12 protein-coding genes, 2 tRNA genes and 1 pseudogene are annotated in these 20139 nt (G+C 60.2%); 11 read left to right on the forward strand and 4 right to left on the reverse strand.

What is annotated here, in order from left to right; genetic code table 11:
* Positions 1-7 precede the first annotated feature (7 nt).
* Positions 8-1297: an adenylosuccinate synthase gene (locus tag ACA073_RS02730; protein WP_497401456.1), complete on the forward strand. Its 1290-nt coding sequence runs from the start codon at positions 8-10 to the stop codon at positions 1295-1297.
* A gap of 150 nt (positions 1298-1447) precedes the next feature.
* Positions 1448-3382: a methyl-accepting chemotaxis protein gene (locus ACA073_RS02735; RefSeq protein WP_497401458.1), complete on the forward strand. Its 1935-nt coding sequence runs from the start codon at positions 1448-1450 to the stop codon at positions 3380-3382.
* Positions 3383-3505: 123 nt separating this feature from the next.
* Here the strand turns inward: ACA073_RS02735 and ACA073_RS02740 are convergent, their stop codons facing one another.
* The 4 genes and pseudogenes from ACA073_RS02740 to ACA073_RS02755 form a co-directional block, all read right to left on the reverse strand.
* Positions 3506-5071, reverse strand: a complete 1566-nt coding sequence (locus ACA073_RS02740; RefSeq protein ID WP_497401460.1) for an ABC transporter permease — start codon at positions 5069-5071, stop codon at positions 3506-3508.
* A pseudogene (locus ACA073_RS02745) lies at positions 5071-5874 on the reverse strand (extracellular solute-binding protein); the annotation flags it as partial. The pseudogene ACA073_RS02745 and the gene ACA073_RS02740, both read right to left, overlap by 1 nt.
* A gap of 245 nt (positions 5875-6119) precedes the next feature.
* A tRNA-Leu gene (locus ACA073_RS02750) sits at positions 6120-6206 on the reverse strand.
* A 166-nt stretch (positions 6207-6372) separates the two neighbouring features.
* Positions 6373-6459 (reverse strand) — tRNA-Leu (locus tag ACA073_RS02755).
* A 226-nt stretch (positions 6460-6685) separates the two neighbouring features.
* Here ACA073_RS02755 and rnr point away from each other — a divergent pair.
* From rnr to ACA073_RS02800, 9 genes are all read left to right on the forward strand, one after another.
* The gene (rnr, locus tag ACA073_RS02760; RefSeq protein WP_497401462.1) at positions 6686-9304 is read left to right on the forward strand and encodes a ribonuclease R; all 2619 of its coding nucleotides are present in this window, start codon (positions 6686-6688) and stop codon (positions 9302-9304) included.
* Positions 9301-10059, forward strand: a complete 759-nt coding sequence (gene rlmB, locus ACA073_RS02765) for a 23S rRNA (guanosine(2251)-2'-O)-methyltransferase RlmB (protein WP_497401464.1) — start codon at positions 9301-9303, stop codon at positions 10057-10059. Before rnr ends, rlmB begins: the two co-directional genes overlap by 4 nt.
* Before the next feature lie 318 nt (positions 10060-10377).
* Entirely contained in the window at positions 10378-10800 is a 423-nt protein-coding gene (rpsF, locus tag ACA073_RS02770; protein ID WP_007939579.1) for a 30S ribosomal protein S6, read from the forward strand.
* A 28-nt stretch (positions 10801-10828) separates the two neighbouring features.
* On the forward strand, positions 10829-11059 hold the full coding sequence (gene rpsR, locus ACA073_RS02775; protein WP_002551829.1) for a 30S ribosomal protein S18: 231 nt from the start codon (positions 10829-10831) through the stop codon (positions 11057-11059).
* A gap of 36 nt (positions 11060-11095) precedes the next feature.
* On the forward strand, positions 11096-11989 hold the full coding sequence (locus ACA073_RS02780; protein WP_497401466.1) for a hypothetical protein: 894 nt from the start codon (positions 11096-11098) through the stop codon (positions 11987-11989).
* A 19-nt stretch (positions 11990-12008) separates the two neighbouring features.
* Positions 12009-12455 carry a 50S ribosomal protein L9 gene (rplI, locus tag ACA073_RS02785; RefSeq protein WP_008035347.1) on the forward strand — a complete coding sequence of 149 codons (447 nt, stop codon included), beginning with the start codon at positions 12009-12011 and terminating at the stop codon, positions 12453-12455.
* 108 nt (positions 12456-12563) lie between these two features.
* Positions 12564-13958, forward strand: a complete 1395-nt coding sequence (dnaB, locus tag ACA073_RS02790; protein ID WP_008035349.1) for a replicative DNA helicase — start codon at positions 12564-12566, stop codon at positions 13956-13958.
* A gap of 191 nt (positions 13959-14149) precedes the next feature.
* Entirely contained in the window at positions 14150-16453 is a 2304-nt protein-coding gene (locus ACA073_RS02795) for a YgiQ family radical SAM protein (RefSeq protein ID WP_497401468.1), read from the forward strand.
* A gap of 386 nt (positions 16454-16839) precedes the next feature.
* On the forward strand, positions 16840-20115 hold the full coding sequence (locus ACA073_RS02800) for a transglutaminase family protein (RefSeq protein ID WP_497401470.1): 3276 nt from the start codon (positions 16840-16842) through the stop codon (positions 20113-20115).
* The last annotated feature ends 24 nt before the right edge of the window (positions 20116-20139 follow it).

Consider the following 20139-nt stretch of genomic DNA (forward strand, 5'->3'; position numbering starts at 1 on the left):
AAGTGTTATGGGTAAGAATGTCGTAGTCCTGGGCACCCAATGGGGTGATGAGGGCAAAGGCAAGATCGTTGATCTGCTGACCGAACATGCTGCCGCCGTAGTGCGCTACCAGGGTGGCCACAACGCAGGTCACACCCTGGTGATCGATGGCGAAAAAACCGTCTTGCACCTGATCCCGTCGGGCGTACTGCGCGAAGGCGTGCAGTGCCTGATCGGCAACGGCGTGGTGGTTGCACCGGACGCCTTGCTGCGCGAGATCGTCAAGCTGGAAGAGAAAGGCGTACCGGTGCGTGAGCGCCTGCGTATCAGCCCGTCCTGCCCGCTGATCCTGTCCTTCCACGTTGCGCTGGACCAGGCCCGTGAAAAGGCCCGTGGCGAGCTGAAGATCGGTACGACCGGTCGCGGCATCGGCCCGGCCTACGAAGACAAGGTTGCGCGTCGTGGTCTGCGTGTCGGCGACCTGCTAAACATGCCGCGCTTTGAAGACAAGCTGCGTGAACTGGTGGATTACCACAACTTCATGCTGGTGGGTTACTACAAAGAGCCGGCCATCGAGTTCGAAAAGACCCTGGCTGAATGCAAAGAATACGCTGAGCTGCTCAAGCCGCTGATGCTGGACGTGACGGCCGAGCTGCACGACCTGCGTCGCGCCGGCAAAGACATCATGTTTGAAGGCGCCCAAGGTTCGTTGCTGGACATCGACCACGGTACCTACCCGTACGTGACCAGCTCTAACACTACCGCTGGCGGCGTTGCTACCGGTTCGGGTGTGGGCCCGATGTTCCTCGACTACATCCTGGGCATCACCAAGGCTTACACCACGCGTGTAGGTTCGGGTCCGTTCCCGACTGAACTGTTCGACGAAGTCGGTGCGCACCTGGCCAAACAAGGCCACGAGTTCGGTGCGACTACTGGCCGTGCCCGTCGTTGTGGCTGGTTTGACGCTGTTATCCTGCGTCGCGCTATCGATGTGAACAGCATCTCGGGCATCTGCCTGACCAAGCTGGACGTACTCGACGGTCTGGAAACCATCAACATCTGCGTCGGCTACAAAGATGCCGAAGGTAACGATGTTGCCCCGACTGACGCTGACAGCTACGTGGGTCTGCAGCCTGTGTACGAAGAAGTGCCGGGCTGGACCGAGTCGACCGTGGGTGCCAAAGCCCTGGAAGAGCTGCCAGCTAACGCACGTGCCTACATCAAACGCGTCGAAGAGCTGATCGGCGCGCCGATCGACATTATTTCGACGGGCCCGGACCGCAACGAAACCATCGTTCTGCGTCATCCGTTCGCTTAATAAGTCGTTGATGTAAAACACAAAGGGCCCTTAATTGGGCCCTTTGTCGTATCTGTCTGTAGGACGGCATGACCTTTGCTGTGATCTTCATTATCGGCACGTCTTCTGGCGTGCCATCAATTTAATGGCGTCCAGCCAGAGGGATATCAAGTGTCGGCGGTTCTCTCATTGTTACAAAGCCGTTTATTGCGGCCGGTGTTCGTTACCCTTGGTATCGCCCTTTTGGTGCAGGTGCTGGTGGCTGTTGCTCTGACGCGGAGCACAGTGACTGCATTGGAAGCCGATTTGGGTGTGCGCCTGGGGGTGGACAGTCAAAAACTTTCTGGCGAGCTGGAGCAGGCGGGACGTGAAGTCACGTCGAGCCTCGACAACCTCTCGACCAGTACGCGTCAGCGCCTCACGACCGGTTTATCCTCGCGACTGGAGGACGAACAGGCACAGTTGCGTGCCACGCTGGAAAAGGACCTGAAGGATTCCGCCAATGATATGGCGCAGCTCCTGGCTTCGGTTGCGCCCCGCGCGATGTGGGACAGCGACGTGCCGACCCTGTCCGAATTCGCCCGTCGGACCCAGCGCAATCCCAACGTGCTGTTCGTGGTCTATGACGACGCAACGGGTCAGCACCTGACGCGCTACCTCAACCGCGAAAACCCGATCAACAAGGCCCTTCTGGAGAAAGGCCAGGGCGAGCGCGCGCTGGATAAAGTGCTGGATGCGGCGAAGAACGATCCATCGGTTTACTACCTCGAAGCCTCGATCAACCCTAATGGCGTGGAAATCGGCAAGGTCTTGATGGGCGTCTCCACCGCTTCCGTGGAAACCGATCTGGCGGCGCTGGACAAGCGCTTCACCGCGCTGATCGCCAGCAGTGATCAACTGGTCGGCGACAGCCTCAAAGGCGCAGCGGCTGACAGCGCCACCGCGATGCGAGCGCGTCTGACCTCCGCTCAGTCCACCGCCTCTGAAATGAAAGCCAACACCACCAGCACCGTACAGGAGGCCGCGGCGACCTTGCGCTGGCGCATCGGCATGGGTCTGGCGCTGGTGGGTTGCGGCGTGTTGCTGTTGCTGGCCGTGGTCTTGGGTCATCGTGTGGTCAACCGCTTGAAGATGCTGATTTCGGCGATGGACGACCTGGCGGCGGGCGAGGGAGATTTGACCAAGCGCGTGCAGATCAACAGCAAGGATGAAATTGGCGACATGGCCTCGGCGGTCAATCGCTTTGTGGATAAGTTGCAGCCGATCGTGCGTGAGGCGGGCGATGTGGCGCAGCGTACTGGTGTTGAAATCGGTGCCATGACCCTGCGTAACGCCGGTGCCGATGCGGCAGCGGGCATGCAGCGTGACGAGGTTGCCGAGAGCCTGCGCGCATTGTCGCAAATGGCTGACGAAGCCCAGTCTGAAAGCCACGCCATGCAGGCGGCCTTGCAGCAGGTGGTGGACATCCGTTCGGCCACCGATGAAAACACCCGGACCTCGGCGAAAGTCGGCAGCCTGATCGAAGCGTTGGCCGGGCAGGTCGATACCGGGGCGAAAGTCATCGAGCGACTGGCGCAGCAGAGTGAGCAGATTGAAGTGGTGCTGACCGTGATTCACGGGATCGCCGAGCAGACCAACCTGCTGGCGCTGAATGCGGCCATCGAAGCGGCGCGTGCCGGCGAGACCGGTCGCGGCTTTGCCGTGGTGGCGGACGAGGTTCGAGCGCTGGCGAGCAAGACCCAGAGCTCCACGGGTGACATTCAGGCGCACATCGTGGCCTTGCAGCAAGGTGCGCGGGAGGCGGTGGCAGCGATCGGTCAGGCCGGGCGTCAGGCCAGCGAAGGTCTGTTGGTTTTGCGTGACAGTGCGCGGTTGCAGCAATCGGTGCAGGTGTCGGTCGAGCAGGTGCACGCGGCAATTGGTCTGGCGACGCAGGCAGCGGAGCATCAGGCACAGGGTGCGCAGGCGGTGCGGGGTCGGGTTGAAACCATTCATGCGCAGGCTGAGAAAGCGGCTCAGGCGGTGGTGGAGACCACGGCGAGCGGCAAGGTGCTGGATGGCTTGGCGGCGCAGTTGAAGGCGAGCCTGGGGCAGTTCAGGGCCTGAAATGCGGTGTCTGTGCTGGCCCCTTCGCGAGCAAGCCCGCTCCCACATTTGATCTCTGGTGCTCACCAATTGTGAGTTCACAGCAGATCCAGTGTGGGAGCGGGCTTGCTCGCGAAGGCATTCTCAGCGACTCAGATACATCCGAGTCGTAAGCAGGTAGACCGGCAACCCCGACACCAAAATCAACAACGCCGCATAAGGCGCCGCCGCCGCAAACTCCACGTTCGCGGTATGCGCCCAAACCTCCGTCGCCAACGTATTCAGCCCGGTCAGACTCAGCAGCAACGTCGCCGTCAGCTCCTTCATCGCATCCAGAAACACCAGCGCAAACGCCGCCCCCAATGCCGGAAAGATGATCGGCAGCGTCACCCGGCAAAACGCACTGAAGGACGACGCCCCCAGCGTACGAGCCGCCTCTTCCAGCTGCGGTGCAGCCTTGTTCAGTGCCGTACGAATCGGCGCCTGAGCTAGTGGCAAAAACAGCAGCGCATAAGCGATCAGCAGCAATGCCGACGTCTGGTACAGCACCGGCACATAGTGCAGCGCGAAATACACCAGCGTCAGCGCGATCACCAATCCAGGCAGCGCATGCAGCAGATACGGCAAACGCTCGGCCCAGATGGCCAACCGGCCTTTGTAGCGCACCACTAACAATCCCACCAGCACCGCCAACACCAGGCACAGCGCCGCGCCGCCCAGCGACAACGCCAGAGATGAAACCAATGCCTCGCTGATCGCCGCCACCGGAAACGCTGCCGACGAACCGACCGCCAGCCAGTACGCCAGCATCCCCAGGGGAATTCCGCTGCCGATGAACGCCAGCGCCAGGCAGTAAACTTGTCCGGCGACAGCCCGCGGCCCTAATCGAACCTGTTCCGCTTGCCGCGCGGCGCCCTGGTCGGTGCGTACATGCCGACCTTTGCCGCGTACTTTCAGTTCCAGCCACAGCAGCATCAGACAAAGCGCCAGAAGCGCCGCCGACAGCATCGCCCCGTTGGCGTTGCTGAATTCCAGTTCGAACTGCTGATAGCTCGCCGTGATGAACGTCTGCAAGCCGATGATCGACAGCGCACCGAACTCCACCAGCATGTGCAGCGTGATCAGCAGCGAACCTGCCAGTAACGATGGCCAGAGCAATGGCAGCGTAATTCTGAAAAACACGCCCCAGCGATTCTGTCCAAGTGTCCGTGCGGACTCTTCGAGAGAAGGGTCAAGATTGCGCAGGGTCGCCGCCACCGGCAGAAAGATCAGCGGATACTTGGACAGGGTCATCGCCAGAATCGCCCCGCCCAAACCTTCGAAATGAGCGCTCAACGAAACCCAGGTGAAGCTGCTGACAAAGGCCGGCACCGCGAACGGCAAACACAGGATCACGCCCCACAAACGCCGCCCCGGCAAGTTGCTGCGCTCAAGCAGCCAGGCCAGCGAGAGGCCGATCACGCCACAGGCGACTGTCACACCGACCATCAACTCCAGCGTATTGCGGAGCAGACCGAACACATAAGGCCGCCACAACAGATGCAGCGCTTCAGCCCAGCCCGCCTGCCAGGTCTTGAGCCCGACGTAAGCCAGCGGCAAAAGACTGAGTACCACCAACAGCAAAACCGGCAGCAGCAGCCAGATCGATGGCCGCTTGCGCCGTGGCACGTAACCCCCGCGTGCGACGGGGGCGGATAACGATGCGCTCATCAGTTCAAGCCAACGTCACGTTCCAGGTCCAGGGCTTCTTCGGCGTTGCCAAGGTCGGCTGGCGTGACTTTCGGCGCTTGCAGTTCGCTGAACGGCTTGAGGCCGCGATCCGATTGCATGCCTTTGTGCAGCGGGTATTCGGCGGTGGTCTGGGTGATCACGCGCTGGCCTTCTTCGCTGGCCATGTAGGCAAGGAATTGCTGGGCCTCTTTTGGATGTTTACTGGATTTCAACACGGCAGCGCTGGAAACGGTGATCAGCCCGCCGACGTCACCGCCGGTGAAGTAATGCAATTTCGAATCGAGCTGGCCTTTCTCACGCTGCAAGGCGAACCAGTAGTAGTTGTTCACCAGCACGGTGGCGACTTCGCCATTTTCCACGGCTTTCAGCGCAGCCATGTTGTTGCTGTAAGTCTTGCCGAACGCGCGCAGGCCGGTCAGCCATTCTTCGGCTGCGTCCATACCGTGCACCTTGATGATCGCCACGGCTTGTTCCTGGAACGCGCCGCTGGTGGGCACGAAACCGACCTTGCCTTGCCATTTCGGGTCGGAGAATTCCATCACCGATTTCGGCAGGTCTTTTTCATCAATCAGTTTGGGATTGAATGCGACAACGCGGACTCGCGCAGTAATCCCGATCCAGGTGCCGTTGCCGGCGACGTAGTTTTTGGGCAGAACGGCGAGGGTGGCGGCATCGGTTTGCGCCAGCAGGCCTTGTTCGCCAAGCTTGTTCAATGGCGGCGATTCTTCGGTGTAGATCACGTCGGCGGGGGAGCGATCGCCCTCTTCGACGACCTGGCTGGCATGGGTCTGCTGGAGAGGTTGCGCAGATGTTGATGCCTGTCAGTCAAGCGCAATCCCTGTGGGAGCGGGCTTGCTCGCGAAAGCGGTGTCTCAGCTACATCAGGTTTGACTGACACTCCCTCTTCGCGAGCAAGCCCGCTCCCACAGGGATTGCGCTTGACTGAAGATTTTTTAAAGGTCAGAAACGCAAAAACCCGCTTTCGCGGGTTTTTGTGAAATTCCAGAGTGAACTCTGAAATTTGAATTGGTGCCCAGAAGAAGACTCGAACTTCCACGACCTTGCGGTCACCAGCACCTGAAGCTGGCGTGTCTACCAATTTCACCATCTGGGCATAATCTTCAGCGTTGCCGCTGTTGATGTGGCGCACTATACGGAGAGCATTTTGATCTGTAAACCCCTGATTTAGTTTTAATAAATCAGATGCTTAGAATGCAAAAAACCCGCTTTCGCGGGTTTTTGTGCGAGCCTTGAAATTGATCTAATCTCAAGCTCTAAATTGGTGCCCAGAAGAAGACTCGAACTTCCACGACCTTGCGGTCACCAGCACCTGAAGCTGGCGTGTCTACCAATTTCACCATCTGGGCAGTATCGGCAGCGCTAGTGCGTCGTCGATGGCGCGCACTATACGGAGCGTCTTTTTAACTGTAAACCCCCGGCATCAAAAAAACTTGAAAAATATTACCAATGGCATTCAAGTAAGCTTTGCGCTGTCGATAAAGGGCTTTAGATGGGCTGTCACAGCCTGAAATTTCCCGTTTCATTACGCCTATGCCAAACTAACCCGCATATAGACAAGGTGAAAACTCTCTAATGGCCGATTGGCAGTCCCTCGATCCCGAGGCCGCTCGTGAAGCGGAAAAATACGAAAACCCTATTCCTAGCCGCGAACTGATCCTTCAGCACCTTGCTGATCGGGGTTCGCCTGCTAACCGCGAGCAACTGGTCGAAGAGTTTGGTCTGACCACAGAAGACCAGATCGAAGCCCTGCGGCGCCGCCTGCGCGCCATGGAGCGCGACGCTCAACTCATCTACACCCGTCGCGGCACCTATGCGCCGGTGGACAAGCTCGACCTGATCCTGGGCCGCATCAGCGGTCACCGTGACGGTTTCGGCTTCCTGGTTCCGGACGACGGCAGTGACGATCTGTTCATGAGCCCGGCGCAAATGCGTCTGGTGTTCGATGGCGACCGTGCCCTGGCGCGTGTTTCCGGTCTGGACCGTCGCGGTCGCCGCGAAGGCATGATCGTCGAAGTGGTCTCCCGCGCTCACGAAACCATCGTCGGCCGTTACTTCGAAGAGGGCGGCATCGGCTTCGTGGTGGCGGACAATCCAAAGATCCAGCAGGAAGTGCTGGTCACGCCGGGCCGCAACGCCAACGCCAATATCGGCCAATTCGTTGAAGTGAAGATCACGCACTGGCCGACCCCGCGCTTCCAGCCGCAAGGCGATGTGGTGGAAGTGGTCGGTAACTACATGGCGCCGGGCATGGAGATCGATATTGCCCTGCGTACCTACGACATTCCTCACGTCTGGCCTGAGGCGGTGCTGAAAGAAGCCGCCAAGCTCAAGCCTGAAGTCGAAGAGAAAGACAAAGAGAAGCGTATCGACCTGCGTCATCTACCGTTCGTCACTATCGACGGTGAAGATGCGCGCGACTTCGATGACGCGGTCTACTGCGAAGCCAAGCCGGGCAAACTGCGCCTGTTCTCCGGTGGCTGGAAGTTGTACGTGGCGATTGCCGACGTCTCCAGCTACGTGAAGATCGGTTCGGCGCTGGATAACGAATCCCAGGTTCGCGGCAACTCCGTTTACTTCCCGGAGCGCGTGGTGCCGATGCTGCCTGAGCAGCTGTCCAATGGCCTGTGCTCGCTGAACCCGCACGTCGATCGCCTGGCCATGGTCTGCGAAATGACCATCTCCAAATCCGGCGAGATGACCGATTACTGCTTCTACGAAGCGGTGATTCACTCCCATGCGCGTCTGACCTACAACAAGGTCAGCACCATGCTGGAGACGCCGAAAGTCACCGAGGCGCGTCAGCTTCGTGGCGAATACACCGACGTTGTGCCGCACCTCAAGCAGCTGTACTCGCTGTACAAGGTGCTGCTGGCGGCCCGTCATGTGCGTGGCGCGATCGATTTCGAAACGCAGGAAACCCGGATCATCTTCGGGACCGAGCGCAAGATTGCCGAAATCCGTCCGACCGTGCGCAACGATGCACACAAGCTGATCGAGGAATGCATGCTGGCGGCCAACGTGGCCACCGCCGAATTCCTGAAAAAGCACGAAATACCGGCGCTGTATCGCGTCCACGATGGCCCGCCACCGGAGCGTCTGGAAAAACTGCGCGCCTTCCTCGGCGAGCTCGGCCTGTCCCTGCACAAAGGCAAGGACGGCCCGTCGCCGAAGGATTACCAGGCCTTGCTGGCCGGCATCAAGGACCGTCCGGATTTCCATCTGATCCAGACCGTCATGCTGCGTTCGCTGAGTCAGGCGGTGTACAGCGCTGATAACCAGGGCCACTTCGGCCTGAATTACGAAGCCTATACCCACTTCACCTCGCCGATCCGCCGCTACCCGGACTTGCTCACGCACCGTGCGATCCGTAGCGTCATCCATTCGAAAATGGACACCCCGCACGTTCGCCGTGCCGGCGCGATGACCATTCCGAAAGCGCGCATCTATCCGTACGACGAAGCGGCCCTGGAGCAGCTCGGCGAGCAATGCTCGATGAGCGAACGCCGTGCCGACGAAGCGACCCGCGACGTGGTGAACTGGCTCAAGTGCGAGTTCATGAAAGACCGTGTAGGCGAGTCGTTCCCGGGTGTGATCACCGCCGTGACTGGTTTTGGCCTGTTCGTCGAACTGACCGATATCTACGTCGAAGGCCTGGTGCACGTCACCGCGCTGCCGGGCGATTACTACCACTTCGATCCTGTGCACCACCGCCTCGCCGGTGAGCGCACTGGTCGCAGCTTCCGCCTTGGCGACACTGTTGAAGTGCGCGTGATGCGCGTTGACCTCGACGAACGCAAGATCGACTTCGAGATGGCTGAAAAAACCATCAGCGCACCGATCGGTCGCAAGAAGCGCGGGACTGAAACCGCTGCACCTGCTGCTAAAACGGCTGCAGAGCCGGCGCCGGCGAAAACCGGTCGTCGTCCTGCCAAGGAAAAAGCGCCCGAAGCCTATCGTCCAAGCGATGCCGCGGCGAAAAACGCCGAGCTGCGCAAAAGCCGTGAATTGAAGCAGGCGTTGCTGTCTGATGCGAAAAGCGGTGGTAAAGCGGCGTCTGGGGGAAAGACCGGACGGTCGGCGCCTGACAAGGCTCCCGGCAGCAAGCCGAGCAAACACCGTAAAGGCCCGCCGAAAGCGGGTTCGGCCCCAGCCAAAAGCGGCGGGGCGCGTAAACCTAAGGCCAAGTCATGAGTCAGTTGGAAAAAATCTACGGTGTGCACGCGGTAGAAGCATTGCTGCGTCACCACCCGAAACGCGTCAAGCAGATCTGGCTGGCTGAAGGCCGCAGCGATCCGCGCGTACAAACGCTGATCGATCTCGCCGCGGAAAACCGCGTGCCTGTCGGCAATGCCGAGCGTCGTGAGCTGGATGCCTGGGTTGAAGGCGTGCATCAGGGCGTGGTGGCGGACGTCAGTCCGAGCCAGGTCTGGGGCGAGGCCATGCTCGACGAGCTGCTCGATCGCACCGACGGCGCGCCGCTGCTGCTGGTACTCGACGGCGTGACCGATCCGCACAACCTGGGCGCTTGCCTGCGTTCGGCCGATGCGGCCGGCGCGCTGGCGGTGATCGTGCCGAAGGACAAGTCGGCCACGCTGACGCCAACGGTACGAAAAGTCGCTTGTGGCGCGGCGGAAGTGATTCCGTTGGTCGCGGTGACCAACCTGGCGCGCACCCTGGAAAAACTCAAGCAGCGCGGCTTGTGGGTTGTCGGTACGGCGGGCGAGGCCGAGCAGAGTCTGTATCAGCAAGACATGACCGGCCCGACCATCCTGATCATGGGTGCGGAAGGCAGCGGCATGCGTCGCCTGACTCGCGATCTGTGCGACTACCTGGTGCACCTGCCGATGACCGGCAGCGTCAGCAGTCTCAACGTTTCCGTGGCGACTGGCGTCTGCTTGTTTGAAGCGCAGCGCCAGCGCAGCGTCAAAGCTGCCACCAAAAAGTAGTCGCACGCGATCAAAATGTGGGAGCGGGCTTGCTCGCGAAAACGGTGTGTCATTCAGCAACAATGTTGAATGTGATGCCGCTTTCGCGAGCAAGCCCGCTCCCACATTGGTTCTGTGCCAGGCATTAAGGTCGGTGGTGCGGACGAGCTGTTCAAATAATCACCAATTGCCTTGCACCTCTTCTGTCCCTTCTCTACAATTGCGCCCCTTGCTGTGACGGCAGGCACGCATGTGTCTATCGCCAGCAAGTCCATAAGTGTCATTCACTCCTTGTCTGACCGCTTTTGAGCGGCAGGCTACAACCCGTAAGGAGCATTCATGCGTCATTACGAAATCATCTTTTTGGTCCACCCGGATCAAAGCGAGCAAGTCGGCGGCATGGTTGAGCGTTACACCAAGCTGATCGAAGAAGACGGCGGCAAAATCCACCGTCTGGAAGATTGGGGCCGTCGTCAACTGGCCTACGCAATCAACAATGTTCACAAGGCTCACTACGTGATGCTGAACGTTGAGTGCACTGGCAAGGCCCTGGCCGAGCTGGAAGACAACTTCCGCTACAACGATGCAGTGATCCGTAACCTGGTCATCCGTCGCGAAGAAGCCGTTACCGGCCAATCCGAGATGCTCAAGGCTGAAGAAAACCGCAGTGAGCGCCGTGAGCGTCGCGACCGTCCTGAGCACTCCGACGCCGAAGGCGTTGACAGTGATGACAGCGACAACAGCGATAACGCTGACGAGTAATCCACGGACCTTTTGAGGAGCCTATTACATGGCACGTTTCTTCCGTCGTCGTAAATTCTGCCGCTTCACCGCTGAAGACGTGAAAGAGATCGATTACAAAGATCTCAACACTCTGAAAGCTTACGTATCCGAGACCGGCAAAATCGTTCCAAGCCGCATCACCGGTACCAAAGCACGTTATCAGCGTCAGCTGGCCACCGCTATCAAGCGCGCCCGCTTCCTGGCCCTGCTGGCCTACACCGACAGCCACGGCCGCTGAGACCGGGCAGTCGACACGTAGCAAAGGATTGAATGCATGCGTGCCATAGCTGAGTTCATCATGCGCGGCCGTATGCAGGCCACTCTCGTAGTGGCTGGATGCGCAACATTGCCGTTGTTGTATTGGTTGGGTGCTGCCGCCGGATGCCTTGTGCTCCTGCGGCGCGGATTGAAGGACGCCCTTGGCGTACTTGCTCTCGGACTGCTGCCGGCGTTGATCTGGTGGCTTTACTCCGACGACCCACGGGCACTTCTGGTGCTGCTGGGGTCTTCGAGCCTTGCGTTGGTTTTGCGCGCAAGCGAGTCCTGGAACCGCGTGCTGCTGGTCAGCATAGCGATGGGAGTGGTGTTTGCAGTGGTGCTGGGGACAGCTTTTGCTCCCCAAATCGAGATGCTGGCGCAGGCTTTGATAAAGGTCATGCCGTCGCTACTCGGTGATGTCTACCAGAAGTTGTCGGTAGACGAGCAAGCGCGTTTCGCGTCCCTGATTGCACCGGTCCTGACCGGCCTGATTGCGGCCTTGTTGCAAATCGTCAGTGTGCTGAGCCTGATTGTCGGGCGCTACTGGCAGGCGTTGTTGTACAACCCGGGTGGTTTCGGTCGCGAGTTTCGCGCCGTCCGCTTCCCGCTGGGGCTGGCGATGTTACTGCTGGCGTTCATGCTTCTGGGGCCGAACATCGGTCCGCAGATGGCCATGTTAACGCCGTTGTGCAGTGTACCGCTGGTGTTCGCCGGGCTGGCCCTGATTCACGGGCTGGTGGCGCAAAAGCGACTGGCCAGGTTCTGGCTGGTGGGGTTGTACGTCACGCTGTTGCTGTTCATGCAGCTGATCTATCCGTTGCTGGTGGTCTTGGCCATCGTCGACAGCCTGATTGATTTTCGCGGTCGTTCGGCGCCGAAAGACGTCGATAGCGCGAACGGTGAAGGTTAAAAGTTAAGAGGATTTTCACATGCAACTGATCCTTCTGGAAAAAGTCACCAACCTGGGCAACCTGGGTGACAAAGTGAACGTTAAGGCTGGTTACGGTCGTAACTACCTGCTGCCTTACGGCAAAGCTACCGCTGCGACCCCAGCCAACCTGGCTGCGTTCGAAGAGCGTCGCGCTGAGCTGGAAAAAGCCGCAGCAGACCGTAAAACTTCGGCTGAAAGCCGTGCCGCCCAACTGGCTGAGCTGGAAGTGACTATCACTGCCACCGCTGGTGACGAAGGCAAGCTGTTCGGTTCGATCGGCACTCACGACATCGCTGATGCACTGACCGCCTCTGGCGTTGAAGTTGCAAAAAGCGAAGTTCGTCTGCCGAACGGCACCATCCGCAACGTAGGCGAATTCGACGTAGCCGTGCACCTGCACGCCGAAGTTGAAGCCACCGTACGCGTTGTCGTGGTAGCAGCTTAAGCAGCACTTGTCGGCTGGCACCCTCGGGTGCTTGTCGGTAACATCGGGCACGATCCTGTTTACAGGTCGTGCCCTTTGTCTTTCTGAAACCCCCAATTTCTAGTGGCCATGAACGATATTTCCGCTCCCGAGCAATACGATCTGCAAACCGCTTCCCTGAAGGTGCCTCCGCATTCCATCGAGGCCGAACAGGCTGTGCTCGGTGGTCTGATGCTGGACAACAACGCCTGGGAGCGCGTGCTCGATCAAGTCTCCGACGGCGATTTCTATCGGCATGACCACCGCCTGATCTTCCGCGCGATCGCCAAGCTCGCCGATCAGAACTCCCCGATCGACGTCGTGACCCTTGCCGAGCAATTGGACAAGGAAGGTCAGACTTCGCAAGTCGGCGGCCTTGGTTACCTCGGCGAGCTGGCGAAAAACACGCCGTCCGTCGCCAACATCAAGGCCTATGCGCAGATCGTCCGCGCGCGGGCGACGTTGCGGCAGTTGATCGGCATCGCTACCGAGATTGCCGACAGCGCCTTCAACCCGGAAGGCCGAACCGCTGAAGAGATTCTCGACGAAGCCGAACGGCAGATCTTCCAGATCGCCGAGGCCCGGCCTAAAACCGGCGGCCCGGTGAGCGTGAATGACCTGCTGACCAAGGCTATCGACCGCATCGACACCTTGTTCAATACCGACAACGCCATCACTGGCTTGTCGACCGGGTACACCGACCTCGACGAGAAGACCAGCGGCCTGCAGCCGGCTGACCTGATCATCGTCGCCGGCCGTCCGTCCATGGGTAAAACCACCTTTGCGATGAACCTGGTGGAAAACGCCGTGTTGCGCAGCGACAAGTGCGTGTTGGTGTACTCGCTCGAGATGCCAGGCGAATCGCTGATCATGCGTATGTTGTCGTCCCTGGGGCGTATCGACCAGACCAAGGTCCGTGCCGGTCGCCTGGATGACGACGATTGGCCGCGTCTGACGTCGGCAGTCAACCTGCTCAACGACCGCAAGCTGTTCATCGACGATACGGCGGGTATCAGCCCTTCGGAAATGCGCGCTCGGACCCGGCGTCTGGTGCGTGAGCATGGCGACGTTGCACTCATCATGATCGACTACCTGCAATTGATGCAGATTCCGGGCTCTGGCGGTGACAACCGGACCAACGAGATTTCCGAGATTTCCCGTTCCTTGAAAGCCCTGGCCAAGGAGTTCAATTGCCCGGTGGTGGCGTTGTCCCAGCTCAACCGCTCCCTGGAGCAACGACCGAACAAACGCCCGATCAACTCCGACCTCCGGGAATCCGGAGCGATCGAGCAGGATGCCGACGTCATCATGTTCGTGTACCGGGATGAGGTTTATCACCCGGAAACCGAGCACAAAGGCATCGCCGAGATCATCATCGGCAAGCAGCGGAACGGCCCGATCGGCACGTCACGACTGGCGTTCATCGGTAAGTACACCCGCTTCGAAAACCTGGCGCCGGGTAGCTACAACTTCGACGACGAATAACTTTGTGGGAGCGGGCTTGCTCGCGAAGGCGGTGTGGCAGCTGACAGTGATGTTGTCTGGCACGCCGCTTTCGCGAGCAAGCCCGCTCCCACATGGGTTACGCGTAATTTCCGACCATAGCCGTCGGAATTGGTCATTTTTTGTGCTATATTCCGCGCCCGCGATTTTTCATCTCAACACCGGTCATCGTCATGCAAACAGCCAAGCCGTTATTTGACTATCCAAAGTACTGGGCCGAATGTTTCGGTCCAGCGCCATTCCTGCCGATGAGCAGGGAGGAGATGGATCAGCTTGGCTGGGATTCCTGCGACATCATCATCGTCACCGGTGATGCCTACGTTGACCATCCGTCGTTCGGCATGGCGATCATCGGCCGGCTGCTGGAGTCTCAGGGCTTCCGCGTCGGGATCATTGCCCAGCCGAACTGGCAGTCCAAAGACGACTTCATGAAGCTCGGCGAGCCGAACCTGTTCTTCGGCGTCGCGGCCGGCAACATGGATTCGATGATCAACCGCTACACCGCGGACAAGAAAATCCGTTCCGATGATGCCTACACTCCTGGTGGCATGGCGGGCAAACGTCCGGATCGCGCGAGCCTGGTTTACAGCCAGCGCTGCAAGGAAGCCTACAAGAACGTGCCCATCGTTCTTGGCGGTATCGAAGCGTCCCTGCGCCGCATCGCCCACTACGATTACTGGCAGGACCGGGTGCGCAACTCGATCCTGATCGACGCCTGCGCCGACATCCTGCTCTACGGCAACGCCGAGCGTGCGATCGTCGAAGTCGCCCAGCGTCTGTCCTACGGTCACAAGATCGAAGACATCACCGACGTGCGCGGCACCGCGTTCATCCGTCGCGATACGCCGAAAGACTGGTACGAAGTCGACTCCACGCGCATCGACCGTCCGGGCAAGGTCGACAAGATCATCAACCCGTACGTCAACACCCAGGACACTCAGGCCTGCGCCATCGAGCAGGAAAAAGGTCCGGTTGAAGACCCGAGCGAAGCCAAGGTCGTACAGATCCTGGCCAGCCCGAAAATGACCCGCGACAAGACCGTGATTCGTCTGCCATCGGTTGAAAAAGTCCGTGGCGACGCGGTGCTTTATGCTCACGCCAACCGCGTGCTGCACCTGGAAACCAACCCCGGCAACGCCCGCGCGTTGGTGCAGAAGCACGGCGAAGTCGACGTCTGGTTCAACCCACCGCCGATTCCGATGACCACCGAAGAAATGGACTACGTGTTCGGCATGCCTTACGCGCGTATCCCGCATCCGGCGTACGGCAAGGAGAAAATCCCGGCCTACGACATGATCCGCTTCTCGGTGAACATCATGCGTGGCTGCTTCGGTGGCTGCACTTTCTGCTCGATCACCGAGCACGAAGGCCGGATCATCCAGAACCGCTCCGAAGAGTCGATCATTCGCGAAATCGAAGAGATCCGCGACAAGGTCCCGGGCTTCACCGGCGTCATTTCCGACCTCGGCGGCCCGACCGCGAACATGTACCGCATCGCCTGCAAGAGCCCGGAAATCGAATCCGCGTGCCGCAAGCCGTCGTGCGTGTTCCCTGGCATTTGCCCGAATTTGAACACCGACCACTCGTCGTTGATCCAGCTGTATCGCAGCGCCCGTGCCTTGCCGGGTGTGAAGAAGATCCTGATTGCTTCCGGCCTGCGTTACGACCTCGCGGTCGAGTCGCCGGAATACGTCAAGGAGCTGGTGACCCACCACGTCGGTGGTTACCTGAAGATCGCCCCGGAACACACCGAGGAAGGTCCGCTCAACCAGATGATGAAGCCGGGCATCGGCAGCTATGACAAGTTCAAGCGCATGTTCGAGAAGTACACCAAGGAAGCGGGAAAAGAGCAGTACCTGATTCCATACTTCATCGCCGCACACCCGGGCACCACCGACGAAGACATGATGAACCTTGCCTTGTGGCTCAAGGGCAACGGCTTCCGCGCCGACCAGGTGCAGGCGTTCTACCCGTCGCCGATGGCCACCGCCACCGCGATGTACCACTCGGGCAAGAACCCGCTGCGCAAGGTCACTTACAAGAGCGACGCCGTGACCATCGTCAAGAGCGAAGAGCAGCGTCGTCTGCACAAGGCGTTCTTGCGTTATCACGACCCGAAAGGCTGGCCGATGCTGCGTGAAGCGCTGACCCGCATGGGCCGCGCCGACCTGATCGGGCCGGGCAAGAACCAATTGATCCCGCTGCATCAGCCGGCAACCGACAGCTACCAGAGCGCCCGTCGCAAGAACTCGACGCCAGCCGGCAGCCATAAAGTGGCGGGTGAGAAAACCACCAAGATCCTGACCCAGCACACCGGCCTGCCACCGCGTGCCAGCGATGGCGGCAACCCGTGGGACAAGCGTGAACAGGCCAAGGCTGCGGCGTTCGCCCGCAACCAGCAGGCGGCCAAGGAGCGCAAGGATGCCGCCAAAGGCAAAGGGCCGAAGCCTGCGCGTAAGCCGGTTGTGCCGCGCTAAACCTCGCTTGAGCTGAACAGAACGCCAACCTTCGGGTTGGCGTTTTGCGTTTCTGCGCCACGGAAATCGGTGTGTTGGTCGGAAGCTGTGTTGGGGTCACTGGCCTCTTCGCGGGCAAGCCCGCTCCCACAGGGACTTGTTGTGGGCACCGAATTGGGGGCAACCGCAAACACTGTGGGAGCGGGCTTGCCCGCGAAGAGGCCAGAGTTGGCGGCGACTATGCAACTGAACGCCACAAATCCGTGCATCTCCCCCAAACCAAATTCCCGCATCGCGCGATTTTGGTGCTGTACTGCCTTAAGCAACTCTATGAAAGCGCCAGCGCCACTGCATGGCATAAGTCTTGCGCGCTTTCGATAACGCTTAAGGCTCGCAGGAGGCACGCCGTGTCGATTCATGTCGCATTGCACCACGTTACGCATTACCGCTACGACCGCGCCGTCGAGCTCGGCCCACAGATCGTTCGCCTGCGCCCGGCTGCCCACAGTCGCACGCGGATATTGTCCTATGCGCTGAAAGTCTCGCCCGAGCAGCATTTCATCAACTGGCAGCAAGACCCCCAGGGGAATTACCTGGCGCGTCTGGTGTTTCCGGAGAAAACCGAGGAACTGCGGATCGAGGTCGATCTGCTGGCCGAAATGGCGGTATTCAATCCGTTCGACTTCTTCCTCGAACCCTACGCGGAAAAAATCCCGTTCACCTACGCCGCGGACGAGCGCAAGGAGCTGGCGCCGTATCTGGAAACGCTGCCGCTGACGCCGAAATTCAAGGCGTACCTGGACGGCATAGACCGCACGCCGCTGCCGAGCGTGGATTTCCTCGTCGCGCTAAATCAGCGTTTGAGCGAGGACATTGGCTACCTGATCCGCATGGAACCCGGTGTGCAGACCCCCGAACACACCCTCGAACATGCCTCCGGTTCCTGCCGCGACTCGGCGTGGTTGCTGGTGCAACTGCTGCGCAACCTTGGGCTGGCGGCGCGCTTCGTCTCCGGCTATCTGATTCAACTGACCGCCGACGTCAAAAGCCTCGACGGCCCTTCTGGCACCGAAGTGGACTTCACCGACCTGCACGCCTGGTGCGAGGTCTATTTGCCCGGTGCCGGCTGGATTGGCCTGGACGCGACGTCAGGGCTGTTTGCCGGTGAAGGACACATTCCGTTGGCGTGTAGTCCCGATCCGGGCTCTGCGGCACCGATCAGTGGCCTGGTGGAACCGTGCGAGTGCGAATTCACCCACGAAATGTCCGTGGAGCGGATTTGGGAGGCGCCGCGGGTCACCAAGCCCTACACCGAAGACCAATGGCTGGCGATCCAGGCGCTGGGCCGGCAGATCGATGCCGACCTGCTGGAAGGCGACGTACGCCTGACCATGGGCGGCGAGCCGACCTTCGTCTCCATCGACGATCCGGACGGCGCCGAATGGAACACCGCTGCGCTCGGGCCGGACAAGCGTCGCCTGTCCGCCGAACTGTTTCAGCGCATGCGCAAACGTTACGCACCCAAGGGCCTGGTGCATTTCGGTCAAGGCAAGTGGTATCCCGGCGAACAGCTGCCACGCTGGTCGCTGAACTGTTACTGGCGCCGCGACGGCGTGCCGATCTGGCACAACGGCGCGCTGATTGCCGATGAACAGGAAGATTACGGCGCCGATGGCGAACTGGCCGGGCGTTTTCTGGCGAGTGTCGCCGAGCGTTTGAAAATTCCGACACGTTTTGTGTTCCCGGCCTACGAAGACAATTTCTATTACCTCTGGCGCGAAGGCGCTTTACCGCAGAACGTCAGCGCCGAAGACTCACGCCTGGAAGAACCGCTGGAGCGTGCGCGCCTGCGCAAAGTCTTCAGTCAGGGCCTGGATAAAGTGATCGGCCAGGTCCTGCCGCTGGCCCGCTCTGCCAAGGGTGATCAATGGCAAAGCGGTCGCTGGTATCTGCGCGACGAGCACTGCCGACTGGTGCCGGGGGATTCGCCGCTGGGTTATCGCTTGCCGCTGGGTTCGCAACCTTGGGTGAAAGCCGCCGAGTACCCGTTCATCTATCCCAACGACCCCAATCAGGAATTCCCGGCGCTTCCAGACACTCAGCAGTTGAACAGCCCGGGCGCCGCGGCCGAAGCGATCGAGCGGGATCTGGAGTTCGACGAGTCCGCCGACTGGCTGACGCGCACCGCGTTTTGCGCCGAGGCACGGGAAGGGCGGTTGTACCTGTTCATGCCGCCGCTGGAGCGGGTTGAGGATTATCTGGAGCTGGTCACCGCGATCGAGGCCACGGCGCAGGAATTGAATTGCCCGGTGCTGCTGGAAGGCTATGAGCCGCCGAGCGATCCACGCCTGAGCAACTTCCGCATCACCCCGGACCCGGGCGTGATCGAGGTCAACGTGCAGCCGTCCGCGACCTGGGACGAACTGGTCGAGCGCACCGAGTTTCTCTACGAAGAAGCGCGCCAGACCCGCCTGACCACCGAGAAATTCATGATCGATGGTCGCCACACCGGCACCGGCGGCGGTAACCATTTCGTACTGGGTGGCGCGACACCGGCTGACTCACCGTTTCTGCGTCGCCCGGATCTGCTGCGCAGCCTGATTAGCTACTGGCATAACCATCCGTCCTTGTCCTACCTGTTTTCCGGATTGTTCATTGGCCCGACGTCCCAGGCGCCGCGCGTCGATGAAGCCCGCAACGATGCGTTGTACGAGCTGGAAATTGCCTTTGCGCAAATGCCCGAACCGGGCGAGGAATGCGCGCCATGGCTGGTGGACCGGCTGCTGCGCAACCTGCTGATCGACGTGACCGGCAACACCCACCGCGCCGAGTTTTGCATCGACAAACTCTATTCGCCGGACGGTGCGACGGGGCGCCTTGGCTTGCTGGAATTACGTGCATTTGAAATGCCACCGCATGCGCGCATGAGCCTCGCTCAGCAGTTGTTGCTGCGAGCGCTGGTCGCGCGGTTCTGGCGCGAGGCTTATGCGCCGCCGAAACTGGCGCGCTGGGGTACGGAGTTGCACGACCGGTTCCTGTTGCCGCACTTTATCGAGCAGGATTTCGCCGACGTCATCGTTGATCTCAACGCCTCGGGTTATCCGGTGCGGGCCGAGTGGTTTGCGGCGCATCTGGAATTTCGCTTTCCCAAGGTTGGCGATTACGCGGTCAGCGGCATCGAGCTGGAAGTGCGTCAGGCGCTGGAGCCTTGGCATGTGCTGGGTGAGGAGGGCGCGGTCGGCGGCACGGTGCGCTACGTGGATTCGTCCCTGGAGCGCTTGCAGGTCAAGCTCACCGGCCTGCCACCGCAGCGTTATTTGTTGACGTGCAACGGCGTTCCCGTGCCCTTGCAGCCCACCGGGCGCGTGGGCGAATTCGTCGCCGGCGTGCGCTTTCGTGCCTGGCAGCCGGCCAACTGCCTGCAACCAACGATCCCGGTCCATGCGCCGCTGGTGTTCGACTTGCTCGACACCTGGATGCAGCGCTCGCTGGGTGGCTGTCAGTACCACGTTGCCCATCCGGGCGGGCGCAACTACGACAGCTTGCCGGTGAACGCCAATGAGGCTGAGAGTCGGCGGATGGCGCGTTTCTTCCGCATCGGACACAGCCCAGGGAAACTTCCTATACCGATTCTGGAAATTAACGACGAGCTGCCGATGACTCTCGATTTGCGACGTTTCTAAACCGTACACGACGCTCGGATTTTT

Source organism: Pseudomonas sp. LBUM1670 (assembly GCF_059695695.1).